General features: G+C 51.2%; 10 protein-coding genes. 7 read left to right on the top strand and 3 right to left on the bottom strand.

Annotated elements, in window-relative coordinates; translation table 11 throughout:
* Nucleotides 1-30: 30 nt before the first annotated feature.
* From AC2YIT_RS08400 to AC2YIT_RS08385, 4 genes are all read left to right on the top strand, one after another.
* On the top strand, nt 31-978 hold the full coding sequence (locus tag AC2YIT_RS08400) for a helix-turn-helix transcriptional regulator (protein ID WP_430848328.1): 948 nt from the start codon (nt 31-33) through the stop codon (nt 976-978).
* Nucleotides 979-1,046: 68 nt separating this feature from the next.
* The gene (locus AC2YIT_RS08395; RefSeq protein WP_487278885.1) at nt 1,047-1,571 is read left to right on the top strand and encodes a DinB family protein; all 525 of its coding nucleotides are present in this window, start codon (nt 1,047-1,049) and stop codon (nt 1,569-1,571) included.
* Between the two features lie 48 nt (nt 1,572-1,619).
* Nucleotides 1,620-2,150, top strand: coding sequence for an NADPH-dependent FMN reductase (locus AC2YIT_RS08390; RefSeq protein ID WP_487278884.1), 531 nt, complete (start codon nt 1,620-1,622; stop codon nt 2,148-2,150).
* A 117-nt stretch (nt 2,151-2,267) separates the two neighbouring features.
* Entirely contained in the window at nt 2,268-3,554 is a 1,287-nt protein-coding gene (locus AC2YIT_RS08385; RefSeq protein ID WP_487278883.1) for an O-acetylhomoserine aminocarboxypropyltransferase/cysteine synthase family protein, read from the top strand.
* Nucleotides 3,555-3,655: 101 nt separating this feature from the next.
* On the opposite strand, the gene AC2YIT_RS08380 is transcribed toward AC2YIT_RS08385, so the two are convergent.
* Nucleotides 3,656-5,740: a S9 family peptidase gene (locus AC2YIT_RS08380; protein WP_487278882.1), complete on the bottom strand. Its 2,085-nt coding sequence runs from the start codon at nt 5,738-5,740 to the stop codon at nt 3,656-3,658.
* Nucleotides 5,741-6,265: 525 nt separating this feature from the next.
* On the opposite strand from AC2YIT_RS08380, the gene polA reads away from it, so the two are divergent.
* The gene (gene polA / locus AC2YIT_RS08375; protein WP_487278881.1) at nt 6,266-9,169 is read left to right on the top strand and encodes a DNA polymerase I; all 2,904 of its coding nucleotides are present in this window, start codon (nt 6,266-6,268) and stop codon (nt 9,167-9,169) included.
* Nucleotides 9,170-9,319: 150 nt separating this feature from the next.
* On the opposite strand, the gene AC2YIT_RS08370 is transcribed toward polA, so the two are convergent.
* On the bottom strand, nt 9,320-10,846 hold the full coding sequence (locus AC2YIT_RS08370; protein ID WP_487278880.1) for a SusD/RagB family nutrient-binding outer membrane lipoprotein: 1,527 nt from the start codon (nt 10,844-10,846) through the stop codon (nt 9,320-9,322).
* 18 nt (nt 10,847-10,864) lie between these two features.
* Nucleotides 10,865-14,182, bottom strand: coding sequence for a SusC/RagA family TonB-linked outer membrane protein (locus AC2YIT_RS08365; RefSeq protein WP_430848314.1), 3,318 nt, complete (start codon nt 14,180-14,182; stop codon nt 10,865-10,867).
* Between the two features lie 638 nt (nt 14,183-14,820).
* On the opposite strand from AC2YIT_RS08365, the gene AC2YIT_RS08360 reads away from it, so the two are divergent.
* Together AC2YIT_RS08360 and AC2YIT_RS08355 are read left to right on the top strand one after the other, a co-directional pair.
* Nucleotides 14,821-16,548 carry a 3-keto-alpha-glucoside-1,2-lyase-like domain-containing protein gene (locus AC2YIT_RS08360; protein ID WP_487278879.1) on the top strand — a complete coding sequence of 576 codons (1,728 nt, stop codon included), beginning with the start codon at nt 14,821-14,823 and terminating at the stop codon, nt 16,546-16,548.
* A 25-nt stretch (nt 16,549-16,573) separates the two neighbouring features.
* Nucleotides 16,574-18,574 carry a plastocyanin/azurin family copper-binding protein gene (locus AC2YIT_RS08355; RefSeq protein WP_487278878.1) on the top strand — a complete coding sequence of 667 codons (2,001 nt, stop codon included), beginning with the start codon at nt 16,574-16,576 and terminating at the stop codon, nt 18,572-18,574.
* Nucleotides 18,575-18,628 lie beyond the last annotated feature (54 nt).

The following is an 18,628-nucleotide window of genomic DNA, read 5'->3' as shown; positions in this document are numbered from 1 at the left end:
TTTGTGCCGGACATTTCCTCACCGACACTCATGAACCGTTTCGACCGCATTACCGCCATCCTGATCCAGCTTCAATCCCGCAAAATTGTCAAAGCCCAGGACCTGGCCGAACGCTTCGAGATCAGTCTGCGGACGGTGTACCGTGACATTAATTCGCTCGCAGAAGCGGGCGTACCCATCATAGGCGAGGCAGGCGTCGGCTATTCCATCATGGATGGCTACCGCCTGCCTCCTGTCATGTTCACCAAGGAAGAGGCGCGTACATTCATCACGGCCGAAAAGCTGATGGAGAAGTTTACCGATTTCTCGACTCAATCGCATTACCAGGCGGCGATGTACAAGATCAAAGCCGTGCTGCGAAGTACCGAAAAATCGATGGTGGAGAACCTCGAAAACCACATTGAAGTACGGAGCCGGCCGAGGGCATTTCACCAGCCCAACAGCAACACGCTTGACGTTCTGCTTCGGAGCATTTCCGAGCGAAAAATTGCTAAAATCCTGTATGTTGCGTTGAGTGCCGCCGAGCCAGGCGAGCGGATTATCGAACCGGTAGGCATTTACCACGAAAATAATTACTGGTATACCATCGCATTTTGCCACCTGCGCAACGACTACCGCAATTTCCGCTCCGACCGTATCCTTCAATGCGACATTACGGACCGACCTTTCGTTCATCAGCACGCCCCGCTGAAAGACTTTATGCACGACAGTTGGGAGAACGACAATATGCGCCTCGTGCGCATCCGCGTGGATAAGCGCGCGGCGCGTTACATACGCGAGCAGCGGAACTACTATGGCTTTAATTCCGAAATCGAGCGCGACGATCATGTCGAGATGACGTTCCTCAGCGCGTCGCTCGAAGGCTTTGCCAGATGGTATATGATGATCGCTCCCGAAGCGTGTATTATGGAGCCCGAAGCACTCAAAACGATCGTACGGCAGCTTTCCGAAAAAATTCTGGAAAATCTGAATCATTGATAAGTGCTGCTGACATAGGGCTGTCATAAGCTTCTGTTTTCTTTGTAATGCACTTAAACAAAGGAGATATGTCAGCCACAATTGAAATTCCGACCGCAGAAAAAAGTTTGGCCTATGCGATGAAAAATTTCGCAGATTACAACCACTGGGCCAACTGCACTTTGGTAAACTGGTTGCGCACAAAACCGGCCGAAATCCTCGAAACGGAGCTAAAATCGAGCTTTACGACCATCCGGCTGACGCTCATCCATATCCTTGAAACGCAGCGCTACTGGTACTCGATCCTCAATCCGGAGTACAATTATAGCGGCCAGGATTTCGATGGAGATATCGACTCGACATTTGATACGCTTATAGCGCAATCTCAGGAGCTTGCGGAATACATCGAAGGCCTCTCGATCCAGCAAATTCAGAGCGAGACGCTCGTGGAGAGTCCCTGGTTCCAATGCAACTTCCCGAACTTTGAATACATCATGCACGTCGTGAACCATACCACTTACCACCGCGGACAGGTCATTACAATGGGCCGTAACCTGGGCTTCACCGACGCCCCGATGACCGATTACAACTTTTACAATGTCATGGCTAAATAAATTGGCAGCACCGGAAACCCGCAACGGCCGGTTTTTGTAGTGCTGTTTATGAAACACATTCGCATCCTGGGCATTTCGGGCAGTCTGCACGCCGATTCCACCAATACCATCATCCTAAAAACCTTGGGAAGCTTATTGCCTTCCGACATCACTTTTGAAATCTTCGAAGGCCTGGACGAAATCGCTCATTTCGCTCCGGGCCTTTCCGATACCGGGCCGGTGATCCGCTTTAAAACTGCCATTGCCCAGGCCGACGCGGTGGTGATCTGCACACCGGAATACGCGTTCGGTGTACCTGGTACACTTAAAAACGCCCTCGACTGGACCGTGGGTACCGGCGATCTGAATGATAAGCCGGTATCGGTGATCAGTGCCTCGCCGCTCAACTCCGGCGGAAATAATGCACTGGCGTCGCTAATACTTACCCTAACGGCATTGGGCACCAAAAAGAATGACGGCTCTGCACTGTCCATTCCGAATGTCAAAGGCAAAATAACGGAAGGTCGTGTCACAGACGCATATACGCTCAACGAGCTCCGAATACAATGCAACAATCTGCTCAGCCTGATCGGAGGCTGATATCCCATTATCAAAATCCAATTTATTATCCGGCAAGCAAAAGACTATAAATTTCGTAGAGTAATATCATTTAGTTTGATACATTTGGGTTTTATCCACCTTAAACGTTCTAACCAAATGAAATTTGAAACCTTGCAGCTTCATGCCGGACAACAGCCCGACCCAGTTACCAATTCACGGGCCGTGCCTTTGTACCAAACCACTTCCTATGTGTTCAATAATGCCGAGCATGCCGCTAACCTGTTCGCTCTGAAAGAGTTTGGCAACATATACTCCCGCATTATGAACCCCACCAACGACGTTTTTGAAAAACGCGTGGCGGCATTGGAAGGCGGCGTAGCTGCATTGGCCACCGCTTCGGGGCATTCGGCACAGTTTCTGGCGATCAACAACATCACGACCGTCGGTGATAACTTCGTGACCACCTCGTTCCTTTACGGCGGTTCTTTTAATCAATTCAAAAATTCCTTCAAAAACATCGGTGTGGAAGCACGTTTCGCCGATGGCGACGATGTGAGCAGTTTTGAAAAGCTGATCGACGACAGGACCAAGTTCATTTACCTCGAAACCATCGGTAACCCGAGCTATTCCGTACCCGATTTTGACGCATTCTCTGCGCTTGCAAAGAAATATGACCTCCCGTTAATCGTCGACAACACGTTCGGTGCGGCAGGCGCCATTTTTCAGCCCATCAAGCACGGCGCGCACGTAGTCGTGCAATCGGCCACGAAATGGATCGGTGGCCATGGAACTTCCATTGGCGGGGTGATCGTCGATGCAGGTACCTACAACTGGGGTAACGGCAAGTTCCCTCAGTTTACAGAGCCTTCGCCGAGCTACCACGGCCTTGTTCTGAACGATGTTTTCGGTATCGGCGGACCATTCGGCAACATCCAGTTCATCATCCGCGCCCGTGTGGAAGGCCTGCGCGACTGGGGCCCGTCCCTCTCGCCATTTAACGGGTTCCTGTTCCTGCAAGGGCTTGAAACGCTGTCGCTAAGAGTGGAGCGTATTGCGGAAAACGCGTTGAAACTCGCACAATGGCTTGAAAAACATCCGAAAGTGGAAAATGTGAACTATATCGGTCTGGAAGGCAACAAATACCACCAGCTGGCTAAAAAGTACCTTACACGTGGTTTCGGAGGGGTTTTGTCGTTCTCACTGAAAGGCGACAGAAAGACTGCGGAGCATTTTGTAGATAACCTGAAACTGATCAGTAACCTGGCCAACGTGGGCGATGCCAAAACGCTGATCATCCACCCGGCATCTACCACGCACTCTCAACTATCTGACGAAGAACAACTTTCAGCAGGTGTCCTGCCGACCCAGCTCCGTATTTCCGTAGGTATCGAGCATATTGACGATATCATCGCGGATGTGGAGCAGGCGATTGGTGCGCTATAATGATTGAATTTTGAATGACTGAATGACTGAATGATTGAATAGGGCTTATTCGGTCATTCAATCATTCAGTCATTCAAAATTCAGTGCCGGACGTTCAAACTTTATTCGCTAATGCCTTCCAACGCAAACATAAACGCGAACTGCAAGGCGATCTCCTTTAAGTAATCGAATCGTCCCGAAGCGCCGCCGTGGCCGGCTTCCATATTTGTTTTTAAAAGCAGCACATTGTTGTCGGTTTTATGGGTTCGCAGTCGTGCTACCCATTTGGCAGGCTCGAAATACTGCACCTGGCTATCATGAAGACCCGTGGTAATGAGCATATTAGGATACGCTTTTCGCTCCACATTGTCGTATGGCGAATAGGACTTCATGTAGTCGTATGACTCTTTATTCTTAGGATTCCCCCATTCGTCGAACTCATTGGTTGTCAGTGGAATGCTCTCGTCGAGCATGGTCGTCACTACATCTACGAACGGCACGTCGGCAATGATGCCCCGCCATAGGTCGGGACGCATATTGCTGATCGCGCCCATGAGCAAACCACCCGCACTGCCGCCTTCTGCGAACAAATGCTCTTTGGAGGTGTAATTTTCCTTAATGAGGTATTCCGCGCAGTCGATGAAGTCGTTGAATGTGTTCTTTTTCTTGAACATTTTACCGTCCTCGTACCATTGCCGGCCCATTTCCTGCCCGCCTCGTACGTGTGCGAGCGCGTATATAAACCCGCGGTTGAGCAGGCTCAGGCGCGTGCTGCTGAACGCGGCGTCCATACTGTTGCCGTATGAACCGTATGCGTAAAGCAGAAGCGGCGTCCCAGCGCTCTTGGGCGTACCTTTTTTGTATACCACTGAAATCGGCACCTTCACGCCGTCGCGCACGGTCGCATACAAACGTTCCGTTACATATTCCTCCGGATTGTACCCTCCTACCACTTCCTGGCGCTTTTTGAGCTCTTTATCGCGGGTTTCCATGTCGTAGTCGTACACTGAGCTCGGCGTTGTAAGCGAAGTGTAGATGTAACGCAGGTTCGAACTGTTGTATTCGGGGTTCGAGCCGGCGTATGCGGTGTAGGCCGGCTCACCGAAATCCACGTAATGCTCCGCATTCGTATTGATATTGCGGATTCTGAGTTGCAAGAGGCCATTTTTACGCTCTGTAATCACCAGATGGTTCTTAAAAACGTCAATCCCTTCCAGCAACACGTCGGCACGGTTGGGAATTACCTCCGTCCAGTTTTCGACCCCGGTTGCGTTCACGGGCGTTTCCATCAGCCTGAAATTCAACGCATCTTTGTTGGTCACGATCAAGAACTTGTCTCCCTGATGATCAACGTCATACAAAACATCCTTCATCCGTGGCTGAAACACCTCGAACTTGCCTTCCGGCTTGTCTGCATCGAGGATCAGGTATTCCGACGACATCGTGGCCGAAGAAGCGATCACAATGTATTTGTCCGATTTCGTCTTCCCTACCCCGATATAATTGCTCTTATCCTTCTCATTGTAAACCACCACATCCTTCTTCGGATCCGTTCCAAGCGTGTGGCGCTTGATCTTCTCGCTCAGGAGCGTTTTCGGATTGGTAGCTGTATAAAACAGCGTTTTGTTATCATTCCCCCACTCCGAACCACCACTTGCCGGATAAATCTTGTCGGCAAAATGCTCGCCGGTTTCGAGGTTTTTAATGTAGAGGGTGTACTGCCTTCTCGAAACGGTGTCGACGCCATAGGCTAGCAGCTTGTTGTCCGGACTTACATTGAAACCGACCGCCGAATAATACGGATGTCCCTCTGCCATTTTATCGACGTCGAGCAGGATCTCTTCCGGCGCATCGAGCGAGCCTTTCTTGCGGCAATATTTGAAATACTGCTCTCCTTCCTCGCTGCGGGTGTAATACCAGTACCCATTGCTGAACACCGGCACCGACTCGTCCTTCTCCTTGATCCGCCCCTTCATTTCTAAAAACAATGCTTCCTGGAATTTCGCCGTACCCGCCATCATCGTATCGGTGTAGGCGTTCTCGGCTTTCAGGTATTCTACGACTTTGTCGCTGTCGGGGCCCTCGCGGAAGAAGTCGCCCATCCAATAGTACTCGTCATTACGTTTGTCACCATGCATTCCGGTTTCATGGTCTTTCTTTTCTGCTACCGGCGGTGTGGCATCCGGCCATTGATATGCTTGTTTCACGGGTTTATTTTGGTTACACGAAAAAATCACAATAGCTAAAAGTAAGAAAATATTTCTCATATGCGGGATCGGGTTTTATATAGCTAATTATCAGCAATTTACATTATTTAATACTTACTATTAGTCTTATACTTTTAATATGATAATACTTTTAACAAGTATATACCTTTAAATTCTTTTTATAAATATGTCATATCAGATGTATAATACTTTTAAAGATTTTGTTCTTTTTTATTATTATTAAAATAATTATACTTATAATACATAAAAAACATTTTAAAAATATATTACTTATAATACCTTTTATATCTTAAATCAATACCGTCAATATTAACCTTTAAGTACATATTTGTTTTAATAAGCCATTTGAATAGTACCATTCTATTAAATCATATAAAACTTTTAATTATTACCAATTGTAATATCCTAACAATACTTCTCCCGCAATTCCACAAAAAACCGCCGGCAAACCCTGTCTGTCGCCGCAGTTACATTATATTTGAGTTTCGATCATAAACTTACCTCATGGAAAAACCCGTTCACAAGCTATTCCTTCTGGACGCTATGGCCTTGATTTACAGGGCCCATTTCGCGTTCATCAAGGCGCCTCGCATCACTTCAAAAGGACTGAATACCAGCGCCGTTTTCGGCTTCACCAACACACTGCTCGAAGTACTGCAAAAAGAGAAACCAACCCACATCGGCGTTGCATTCGACACCGCTGCGCCTACTTTCCGTCATGTGCAGTTCGAGGCTTACAAAGCCCAGCGCGAAGCACAGCCGGAGGATATTACCGTGGCCATTCCCCTTGTGAAGCGCCTGCTGAAAGGCATGTGCATTCCGATTCTCGAACTGGACGGCTATGAGGCCGACGACATCATTGGCACCATTGCGAAGGAGGCGTCCCGCGAAGGTTTCGAGGTTTTCATGATGACACCCGACAAGGATTACGGGCAGCTGGTCGAACAATACATTCACATTTACAAACCCGCATTCCTCGGTAAAGGCGCCGAAGTGCTGGGCGTACAAGAAATACTCGATCGCTGGCAAATCCAGCGCATCGACCAGGTGATCGATATTCTCGGCCTGATGGGCGACGCCGTCGACAATATCCCCGGCATTCCCGGCGTGGGCGAAAAAACGGCCCAAAAACTCATCCAGGAATACGACACGATCGAAAATCTGATTACACACGCCGATGAAATTAAGGGAAAACTCGGAGAAAAAATCCGGGAGAACTTCGATAAGGCCGTGCTAAGCAAGCAACTTGCGACGATCGATTGCAAAGCGCCTGTGCCATTCGACGCCGAAGACCTGACCGTCTGCGCGCCGAATGCAGAGCTCATTGCCGAACTGTTCGACGAACTGGAATTCAAAACCCTGAAAACCCGCGTTCTCGGTGGTTCGGGCGGAGCTTCTACAGGATCGCTTGGAGCTCCTGCTCCGGGTGCGCGCACAGGCGCTCCACAAGCCCGCAAAGCCGCTTCCAAAGGCCAGCTCGACATCTTCGGTAATCCAACAGAAGAGATCGGGCAGCAGCCGGCGGTCGTCAGCGGTGACCTGACCGACGGCGAACTGGTCGAGGATACCGACGAAATCCGCATTCCGACGTCGAAGCGGACCATCGCCAATACTTTCCACCGCTACCACACCGTGGATACGCCTGAACTGATGACCAGTCTTGCGCATTATCTGAGCTTGCAGGATGCTTTTTGCTTCGACACCGAAACCACGTCGCTCGATACCACCGATGCCGAGCTGGTAGGACTGTCGTTCTCATACCTCGCAGGGGAAGCGTTTTACATTCCTGTCCCCGCCGACCAGGCCAAAGCGCAGGAAATCGTCGAGCACTTCCGCGGCGTTTTCGAGAATGAAAACATTGAAAAAATCGGCCAGAATATCAAATACGACCTGCTCGTGCTGAAAAACTATGGTGTCGACGTTCGTGGCAAACTGAGCGACACTATGCTTGCACATTACCTGCTGCAACCGGACAAGCGCCACGGAATGGACATTCTGGCCGCTTCCTACCTAAATTACGAACCAGTGTCGATCACAGAGCTTATTGGTAAAAAAGGCGGAAAACAAGGCAATATGCGCGACGTCGCGATACCGGAAATCACACAGTATGCCGGTGAAGATGCCGACATTACTTTCCAGCTCAACACGATTTTTAGCCGCGAACTGCCGAAAGTAAATGCTGCGAAGCTCTTCCATGAGGTTGAAATGCCGCTGACGAAAGTGCTGGCTTCCATGGAAAATACCGGTGTGAGGCTGGACATCAATGCATTGAAAGAGATGTCGACAGTACTGGAATCCGACCTTCGCCAGACCGAATCCGAAATTTACGAGGCAGCCGGCCAATCGTTCAATATCAGCTCTCCGAAGCAGCTTGGCGAGATCCTTTTCGAGAAAATGAAGCTGATCGACAAGCCGAAAAAGACTAAAACCGGACAGTACGCGACAGGTGAAGAGATTCTTTCGGACCTTGAAGCGAACCACCTCATTGCCCGTAAAATACTGGATTACCGAGAGTTACAGAAGCTTAAATCGACTTATGTGGATGCATTACCTACGATGGTAAGCAGCCGCACGGGCCGTATCCATACCTCTTACAATCAGGCCGTTGCAGCAACCGGGCGTCTGAGCTCGACGAACCCGAACCTGCAAAACATCCCGATCCGCACGCCGCGTGGGCGTGAAATCCGCAAGGCATTCGTGCCCGATTCCGACGATTTCCAGATCCTGTCGGCGGATTATTCGCAGATCGAGCTGCGCATTATGGCAGCATTCAGCGGCGACGCGAGTATGACCGAGGCCTTCAACCAGGGCCGGGATATTCACGCGACAACCGCCAGCAAGGTATTTCAGGTGCCCTTGGAAGAAGTGACTCCGGACATGCGCCGCAAATCCAAAATGGTCAATTTCGGTATCATTTACGGCATTTCGGCATTCGGTCTCGCGCAACGCCTAGGCATTCCACGCGGGGAAGCGAGCGAGATCATCCGCGCCTACTTCGAAGAATTCCCGGCTGTGAAGGGCTATATGGATAAAGTCGTGAACGATGCCCGCGAACGCGAGTACGTAGAAACCATTCTCGGCCGCCGCCGGTATTTGCCGGATATCAATTCCCGCAACCAGACCAACCGCGGTTACGCCGAACGAAACGCCATTAACGCCCCGATCCAGGGCTCTGCCGCCGATATGATCAAAGTTGCAATGATCAATATCCACGACTGGATGACCAGCGAAAAGCTCAAATCGCGCATGATCCTGCAAGTGCATGACGAATTGGTTTTCGATGCGCATTACAGCGAAATCGATTTACTGAAAGAAAAAGTGGATGAGTTGATGCGCAATGCGATCCCTATGGCGGTGAGGATGGAGACAGGGATCGGTGTCGGTGCTAACTGGCTGGAAGCGCATTGATTTTGGGGAGGAAGGGTTTGGTCAGATGTAGTCAGGTATAGTCAGGTTTTGTAATTACAATCGTCGTTGATTATTCGTAGTCACCCAAAGTTGACCACACGTGACTAAACTTGACTACACATGACTACATCTGACTACACCTGACGTTCCTTATTTCGCCACCCAAGTCCGCGTATTCAAATCATCCGTCCCTTGTCGTTTGACCGCTTCTTCGCGGTTGGCGCCGTTCAGGGATTGTTCCGATAGCGGGTAAATGAAGCGCACCGGTACGCGGTTCTGATTCAGGTTATCAGGTCCGGGTTTGATCTCCGGCATGCCTGTACGCCGCCAGTCGAACCATGCTTCGAGGCCATTGAAATAATAGGCAATCCATTTTTGCAATGCTATTTTGCCCAGTTTCTCCGCGCTTGTACCAGTGTAAGCCACAGCGGGTTGCGTGAAATAGGATGGATCCGGCGTCACGTTAATGCCGTACGACGATGGTACCACGCTTTTCCAGTAATCAAAATTGCTCTGAATGCCTTTGGTATAGTAACCTTCCGCAGTGCCGGTAGTTATCCAGCCTTTTTCCCTGGCTTCCGCGAGAATGAATTGCAACTCGGAGTAGTTCATAATGATTCCGCGCGGTGCTGCGGGATCTGGCGGCGCTTGTCCGGGATCGTTGCACACGAGGCACGCGAACGTGTAACCCACGCGCGAAACGCCTTGCGGACCGCCGTTATAGTTCAATGCCGGCACATCGCCCAATCCGTTGGGTACACCCTCAATTACCGGTTTCCCGGCTGCTACCGACGACTGCGACGGACGACCGAAAACCATCAGGCGAGGGTCTTTCAAAGCCGTCAGGCGGTCACTGAGCGTCTTGCTCACGCGGAACTCATCGAACGACCCCACACGCGCTCCGTACAATGTCCATTGGTTTGGCGCGGCTGCAAGGTATTTCAATTCGGCATTGTCCTGAATCCCCTCGAAAATCGGGTTTTTAGCAGGATCAGCGAGGATCGCCTGCATGTCAGCCTTCACATCCTTCTGCTTCGAGATACGCATCAGGTAACGCAGGCGAAGCGAGTTTGCAAGTTTCCGCCATTTGATCAGCGAGCCCGTACCGCCTCCAAAAAGGATGTCCCCTGAAACCGCCGTGGAGCTATTGGCAAGGATATCGTTGGCGGCTTTAAGGTCAGCCAGCACGCCTGCGTAAACGCTCTCCTGCGTGTCGTATTTGGGCAAATAAACACCGTCTGTCTTGCCTTTGGTCGCCTCAGTGTAAGGAATATCCCCATAGGCATCGGTCGCCAATGCGAACATCCATGATTTCAGGATCAGCGCGATACCCTTGTAAGCATTGGCATCGTCCGTACCAACCTGATCGAGGATGTTTTTGACATTACGCATATTGCCGTACACGTTGTCCCAGATGCTGTTTTGCTGGCCCCATAGGTAGCGGTCCTCGTTCACGAACTGGATTTTGGCGTGGTGCTGCACCACGATGTTGCCAATGCCCCAGGCGTCGTTCACCTGGCTGTTCACCATGTTCCGGATCACGCCGGCCAGGAGCAGGTCGGGCGTAACGTCGTTCGGCACGTTTTTATTGGTGTTAATTTCTTCAAAGTCGTTGGTACATGCCCCCGCCGACAAGGTCAGCGCTGCTATGATATATATCGGAATAAGCTTTTTCATTGTTTTCCAATTGAAATTTTACAGTTTGAAACTCACATTGAAACCATAGCTGCGGCTCGAAGGGATCGACATGTATTCGATACCTGGCAATGCAGTCCCGCCGTTGTAAGCCATTGTTTCTGGATCCACGTGCGGTACTTTCGACCACAATGCGAGGTTGCGCGCCACGAATGAAACCGTGATGTTTTTCAGCGGCGAATTGCCCAGGAGGCGGTTCGGAATGGAATAGCCCAGTTGTACTTCGCGCAGTTTCACGAACGATGCGTCATACATTACCCCTTCGGCGATATTACGGCCGCCGGTAAAGGCTGTGTGCCATGCGCGGGCAGTCAGTTTCACGTCGTTTTTGCTGAAAGTACCGTCTGCATTCTGCACCACGCCGTCACCGATCACGCCGTTGCCGGGTTTGCTCAGATCGTAACCATCCGCGCGGCCTTCGAGAGTTTCCTTGATAATGCCCCCCTCGCGGCCTACCACTTGTGTTTCAGAGAAGATTTTGCCTCCGTGGCGAACGTCAAACAGGAAGCTGAATTTCACATTCTTATAATTGAACTGATTGGAAATACCCGCCAGCCAGTCGGGGTTGTAGTTGCCCATTTTCTGGACGTTGGTAGTCGGTACCGGGCGACCGTCTTTGTACACGATCTGTCCCACATTTTGACCTGTTGCGTCGTAGTAAGGTAATGAGGGGCTTGCGTTCTGTACACGCGCGAATGCGATCCCGTACATATCCCCCATGCGCTCGCCCACGCGCGCCTCAATGCTCACACCTTTGCTCGCCATCACGAAGTTGGTAATGCCGTCGGACAATTCGAGCACCTTGCTGCGGTTGGCCGAGAAGTTGACGCCGATATTCCATTTGAAATCATTGATTTCCACAGGAGTAACGTTCAACATAGTTTCAAAACCCCAGTTTTTGATCTCACCCGCATTGAAAAACCGGCCGTTGTAGCCTGTTGTCGACGAAAGGGGGATTTGCAGGATCTGGTTCTTGGTTTTGCTTTGATAGTAGGTGAAATCCAGACCGACGCGGTTCTTGAAGAAACGCAGGTCCGCACCGATTTCATAAGCGGTACTGATCTCCGGTTTCAGGTTCAGGTTGGCCAAACGATCTGTTTCACCGTAAATCTGCGAGCTTCCGAAAGGTGTGCTCGGGTTATAGGCCTGCGTGAATGTAAACGGATCGGTATCATTACCTACCTGCGCGAAGCTGGCACGGGCTTTGGCAAAAGAAATCACTTCGGGAAGCTTCACCATATCACTCACCACGGCGCTCAAAGCCACCGACGGATAGAAATACGAGTTATTCTCGGTACCGAAAGCTTTCAAGGCCGTCGGGAGCGTCAATGCGCTACTCCAGTCGTTACGCGCGGTGATGTCCAGGAACAGGTAATTGCGGAACGATACCGATGCAGAACCGTATAAGCTGTTGATGCGCTTGCCTACCCTGCTCTGCGACGCCACCAGCGCAATGCGCGAATTGGTGAGGTTGTAAATGCCCGGCAGGTTCAACTGACCCGCATTTTCCTCATCGTAAATCGAGCTCTGGCGGTTCTGGTTGCCGCCGAACGTGGCCGACACATTGAAATCCTTGTTAATATCCTTGTTAAACGACAACAGGAAGTCGGTGTTGCGCTCTTCCGTATTCACTTTCACCTCGCGGTACTGCCCGAACGGGAAACGCTGGGTACTGAATGCACGGTGGTATTCGCGGCGCTCGTTACCCCAGTCGGTCGCTGTGCGTACTTGCAGGCTCAGCCAGTCGGTGAAATCGTATTTGAGGATCACGTTACCGATAATGCGGTTCACATCCTGGCCGTTGGTGTTTTCGTAAACGGTCAGGTACGGGTTATCGTGGTAGTTGTAGTTCCAGCTGAACTGGCGCCGGCCTTCCAGACCGTTCATCCATAAACGTTCCATGTCCGAAACCTTCACCGAACGCGGCAGCCAGCAGTTGAACAAGTACATAATGCTTTCCGTACCGTAGCTGATCGACGGTCGGTTGCCGCTCGCACTTTTGATATAGCTCACGAATGTCTTGGCCGAGAACTTCTTTGTAAGATTATAACCTGCACTCAATGAGACAGTATGGCGTTTCAGATCCGTATTAGGCACAATCCCCGTTTGATCCAGATTAGTATACGACAAACGGAAGCTCCCCTGGTCGTTATTGCCGATCAACGCGATGTTGTTCGTCAGCGTACGACCCGTGCGCAGGAAGTTTTTCAATCCGTCTACGTCCGGCAACCAGGGAGTCGGTGTGATAACGCTCCCGGCCGGTGCATTCAGGTCGCCGCCAAGGAAAGGGATCGCCTGGCCATTCAGCGTGCGCGGCGAGTTATATTGCGGGTAGCTCTGGCCTTTGAATTCAGGTCCCCAGCCTTCGTCGGTACCGTCGGTGAGGCCGCCACCGGCGCCATTCACGAATGCGAAATCGCCCCCGTTACCATTACCCTGGCCGTATTTGTTCTGGTATTCAGGCAGTTTCAATGCACGCTCGAAAGTGGTGTTACTGTTTACCTCGACACCGATGCCCTTGTTGCCTTTACCGGATTTAGTAGTTATGAGAATCACCCCGTTGGCAGCCCTGGAACCGTAAAGTGCGGCGGCGGCAGGTCCTTTCAGTACGCTCATTGTTTCCACGTCGTCGGGGTTGATGAAACTTGCGCCATTCCCGAAATCGACTTCAAGGTTACCCTGGCCAGAACCGCCGGTGATGGAATTGCTGATTGGCACCCCGTCGATCACGTACAGCGGCTGGTTTTTGTTCAAATCCACCGACCGCTCGCCCCGGATCGTCACGCGCGCGGAACCACCAATACCCGACGGGCTTCCCACCACCGTTACTCCGGCCACTTTACCGGCTAACTGATTGACAATGTTGGTCTCGCGCGCCGTCACAATGCTTTCGCCTTTCAGCTCCTGCACTGCGTAACCCAGCTTACGGACGTCCTTTTTGATACCCAAAGCCGTTACAACCACTTCCTGCAACTGCTTCTGATCTGCAAAGAGTATAACATCTGCTATTGAACGGCCGTTTACCGCTACATCGCGCGACACGTAGCCCAGGAAGGAGAACGTCAGCACCGAATTCGCCCCCTTGAGATTGATCTGATACTTACCGTTCGAATCCGTTACCGTACCATTATTGGTTCCTTTTTCGATCACACTCACACCGGCCAGCGGCAGCTTGTCGTCGTCGGAGGTCACCTGCCCGGTCACCACCGACTGGGCAATGCCCGCATGGCAGTAAAGCAGCCCCGTGAGCATAAGCCCCGTGTACGCGCTTCTTCTGAAAATACTCAGCCGGAAGCATAAGTAGAATTTTTTGATCATGAGCACTTAGGTTGTTATAGGTGAGAAAAGAATGCAGCAGGCAAAAATCCGCCTTGGAAAACGCAAAAATCCGGTTAAATGCAGTTTATTATGTTAAGTATTTATTAACATAACATCAACAAATCCAGCGATATGGCTTACATCCCCGATAGCTGGTACAGAATACTGATCAATGCTTGGAAATCTTACTAATTATCACTCCTGTCACCCCCGGCCGCACAAGCGCTGCGATCGCTCGCCCACATCGTGCCCCTTTAAATTTACAAAATCAGATTTATAAAAAAAGCAACCGCATGTTTCCTTATCGAACTGTCTCTAAGTATTTTACAAAAATGAGGCCTTTGAGACAGCGGCTGGCGCGTTGTCATCTGCAATAATTCACAAAAATCTTTGAAGAGGACTATTTCAATTCGAATCATTAGACCAAACTATGCTGCGCACACTGAAACGGGTCACAACCCTGGCCGCTATACGCGGGACAGTATACATTCATCATTGTTAAACTTTTGAGCAACTCCTCCTGAGACTTTTCCTATGTCCCAAAACCCTTCAAAAAATTCATACTATTTCCGGATATAATAGAACAAAATTACCGAACTTCGCTTTTTAATTGTAAACAATACACTTAATCAATTCCAATGCATCAATTGTTTCAGAAAGTCTCCCTGCTGTTCCTGGCTTGTCCGGCGATCGTAATGGGCCAGACACCGAAGGGAAACTATTCGCCACTTCCCCTCAAAGACCTCAGCGCATTTGAGAGCGCCGCTCCCAACTGGTCGATACAAGGAGGCATTTCCATCCACCCTTCCGGCGCAGTGAAGCTTAAAACAACGGTCGGCGATGGCATACTGGTCGGAAATGCCGGGGCCGTGCTAGCCACCAAACTGAAAGCAAGCGACCTGCGGCTCTACATTGAATTCAACGTTTCGTCCGGGGCCGAAGGGAACATTATCCTACCCGGGGGACAGAAAGTGAAAATCTCCGACAGCAGCAAGCAAAAGACAGCGGACGCATCGACTTCCGGCTTTATCGGCCAGTTTCCAAATCAGAACGCAGCTAAATCTGCTGGTCTTTGGCAGACGCTTGAAATCTCGTATGACGCATCTGTACAGCATATTCCTAACTCCGCCCGCCTGAACACCCTTTCGCTCAACGGTGTTACTGTGCTTGAAACAGTTTACTTACCCAATTCCAAAACTGCCGCTGATGGTCAACCCATCGCATTCGAGGTTACCAAAGGCGCCATCGCATTCCGCAACGTGGGTTACCAAATCCTTGCTAATCGCAAACCATTGTCAATCAGCAATCTGAACTACAAAGTATACGCCGACAAATGGGATGCCAAAGAATATAGCAAGCTCGATCACGAAGGCCGGTCGCCTGTGCTAACGCAGGAAGTGACCAACGGCATGCGTGAGTTCCACCTGGTATACGAAGGCGACATGGACGTAACTGAGGCCGGCGACTATCTCTTCACGACCATTTACTCCGGTCCCGTACTTTCAGTGGATATCGACGGCAAAAGCGTAGTATCGTCCGGTGAGGCCACATCGCAGGAAACGCATACCGGCTCCATTAACCTCACACAGGGTAAACACAAGTTCAAGGTCTACTACTCCCGCTTCCCATGGCGCCAGCCCGCATTGGGACTGCGCGTGGAGAAATCGGGGGTGCGTCCGTACGACCTGCACGCGCTGTCGTCCCTTCCCGAGCCTGAACCGAAGCCGTACATCAGCGTGACGCCTGAAATGCGTCCTGAAATGGTACGTTCATTCATTCAGATTGATGGCGAAAAAAACAAACGTACGCACTGTATCTCTGTAGGAAGTCCCGACGGCTGGAATTACACCGTCGATCTGAACCGTGGCGCGCTGTTACAAGCGTGGCGCGGACAGTTTGCCGACGTGACTGAAATGTGGTATGAGCGGGGCGAACCGCAGTTGCTTTTCCCCGCTGGATTGAAGGTTCACGTTTCAGGCCGCAGCAGCGTGGCTGTACTTGACAATGCCCATGCAGCATGGCCCGATTCTTCCAATATCAATTTCCTGGGTTACAAGATCGACCAGAAAGGTTACCCGGTGTTCCGCTACGCGATCGGCTCGGCGACTGTGAGTGACGAGCTGGTGTCCGGCGGCAACAGCCTTTCGCGTACGTTCCGCGTGGAAGGCCGTCTGGATGGCGCGCTGTATTCGCTGCTCGCAAGCGGAAAGCAGATTACCGAAATAGAGAAAGGTCTTTACCAGATCGACGACCGCTTTTTTGTGCAGGTTGATAAAAAAGCCAAAGCAATCGTACGCCCGGCCGGCGAAATGAAGGAGCTGATCCTTCCCGTATCCAACGCGACGAGCTATTCAATGTTTTGGTAAAAACCTCATTATCTGATTTGTATCGATGAAAAATATTCTTTTAACTACCCTGATTACCGTCGGCTGTACCAATGCATTTGCGCAGTCGAAACCCAGTAAAATCGACGATTACTATCGCATTATCACTATTCCCATTCCCGAGGACATCAAAATGGAGATCGGTGGTATGCAGGTGCTCCCCGACGGGCGCCTGGCTACTTCTACCCGCCGCGGCGAAGTTTGGATGATCGGTAACCCGTATCTCAAAGGCGACGGAAAACCTTCGTTCCACCGCTTCGCATCGGGCCTGCATGAGCCGCTGGGCTTGTATTATCGCGGCAAGGACTTCCTCGTATCGCAGCGCGGCGAGGTTACGCGCCTCGAAGACACCGATAACGACGGGGTGGCGGATGTTTACGACTCATTCTCACGCTGGCCGTTGTCAGGCAATTATCACCAGTATTCCTACGGTCCGGTGCCGATGCCGAACGGCGAAATGCTTGTCACTCTCAACCTCGACTGGGTGGGCCGCGGCGCGAGCCAGTCGAAATGGCGCGGATGGATGCTGAAACTCGCCCAGGACGGCAAGCTGACGCCCTGGGCGACGGGTCTACGCTCCCCTTCCGGCTTCGGCTCGTATAAAGGTGATATTTTCTATACCGAAAACCAGGGCGACTGGGTAGGTTCCGGCCGTATGACGCACCTTGAAAAAGGCGATTTTGCAGGTAACCCGGCAGGCTTGCGTTGGAGTAAGGAAGAAGGATCGCCTGTCAAACTGACTCCCGAAGACGTACCGAGCACCGGCGAACCGCTTTACGATGTGGCCAAGAAGGTCCCCGGCCTTAAACCGCCGGCTGTCTGGTTCCCTCACACATTGGTGGGTATCTCCACCTCGGATTTCAAAGAAGACATTACTAACGGCGCATTCGGGCCATTTTCGGGGCAAATGTTCGTGGGCGACCAGGGGCATAGCATTATCACCCGTGTAGACCTCGAAAAAGTGAATGGCGTGTGGCAGGGAGCTGTTTTCCCCTTCCGGGAAGGCTTTATGTCGGGTATCCTGCGGCTGGAATGGGGCCTCGACGGCTCGCTGTTCGTAGGTCAGACGAGCCGCGGATGGTCTGCCACGGGTAAGGAGGAATTTGGTATTCAAAGGCTCGTGTGGACCGGCAAAATGCCATTCGAAATGAAGAACGTCCGCTCTACGCCCGATGGCTTTGAGATTACATTCACCAGTCCGGTCGACAAAAAAGCCGCCGCGGACCAGGATGCCTATAAAATGAACAGCTTCACCTACCGTTATCACCGCACTTACGGTAGCCCGATCATCAATACCGAGGAGGTGCCTATCAAAGGCATTATCGTATCGGAAGACGGCCTGAGGGTACGTTTGGTAGTGGATCCGGCCTCATTGCGCAAAGGCTACATCCACGAAATCAAAACCGAAGGCGTAAAATCTCCGGATGGCAATAACCTGCTGCATACCACGGCTTATTATACATTGAACGAGATAGCGACCGGGCAGGTAGCCAGTCCTTCCCAGTTCACAACGACCGTAAAGGCGGCCGCAGCGGTGGATCACAGCGCCCACACGATGCCTGCAACAGAAGCAGCCGCTAACACATCGGCATCAGCCAAACGCGTGACTGAAATGCCCGCCAGCTGGACCAACGGACCCGACCAGGTGGTGACTATCGGCACGGTGCCAGGTTTGAAGTTCGATATTTCGGAAATCCAGGTGAAAGCGGGAAGCAAAATCAAGGTCGTCTTCAATAACAACGATGATATGCTGCATAACCTCGTCATTACCAAGCCCGGAGCAGCCAATGCGGTGGGTGAAGCGGGCTTGAACCTTGGTCTTAAAGGATCAGAACTGAATTACGTGCCCAAAACCAATGATGTCCTCTTCCATACCAATATCGTGGAGCCCGAAAAATCGGAAGCGATCTATTTTGTAGCTCCCAAACAGGCGGGTATCTACCAATACGTCTGCACTTTCCCCGGCCATTATTCACTGATGCAAGGGAAATTGAAAGTTGTCAAATAGCCAACCCGATTGGCCTTTCAGCGGGGCGGCGTTTCGTCGCCCCGCTGATTTCCC

Source organism: Dyadobacter sp. SRI_021 (genome assembly GCF_057586235.1).
This window is presented reverse-complemented; position numbering and strand designations above follow the sequence as displayed.

Bases quoted from the DNA above. Each gene is read 5' to 3' on its own strand.
- AC2YIT_RS08395 (WP_487278885.1), top strand. From the start codon at position 1,047: ATGTCAGCCACAATTGAAATTCCGACCGCAGAAAAAAGTTTGGCCTAT.
- AC2YIT_RS08360 (WP_487278879.1), top strand. From the start codon at position 14,821: ATGCATCAATTGTTTCAGAAAGTCTCCCTGCTGTTCCTGGCTTGTCCG.
- AC2YIT_RS08370 (WP_487278880.1), bottom strand. From the start codon at position 10,846: ATGAAAAAGCTTATTCCGATATATATCATAGCAGCGCTGACCTTGTCG.
- AC2YIT_RS08400 (WP_430848328.1), top strand. From the start codon at position 31: ATGAACCGTTTCGACCGCATTACCGCCATCCTGATCCAGCTTCAATCC.
- AC2YIT_RS08385 (WP_487278883.1), top strand. From the start codon at position 2,268: ATGAAATTTGAAACCTTGCAGCTTCATGCCGGACAACAGCCCGACCCA.
- AC2YIT_RS08355 (WP_487278878.1), top strand. From the start codon at position 16,574: ATGAAAAATATTCTTTTAACTACCCTGATTACCGTCGGCTGTACCAAT.
- polA (WP_487278881.1), top strand. From the start codon at position 6,266: ATGGAAAAACCCGTTCACAAGCTATTCCTTCTGGACGCTATGGCCTTG.
- AC2YIT_RS08365 (WP_430848314.1), bottom strand. From the start codon at position 14,182: ATGATCAAAAAATTCTACTTATGCTTCCGGCTGAGTATTTTCAGAAGA.
- AC2YIT_RS08390 (WP_487278884.1), top strand. From the start codon at position 1,620: ATGAAACACATTCGCATCCTGGGCATTTCGGGCAGTCTGCACGCCGAT.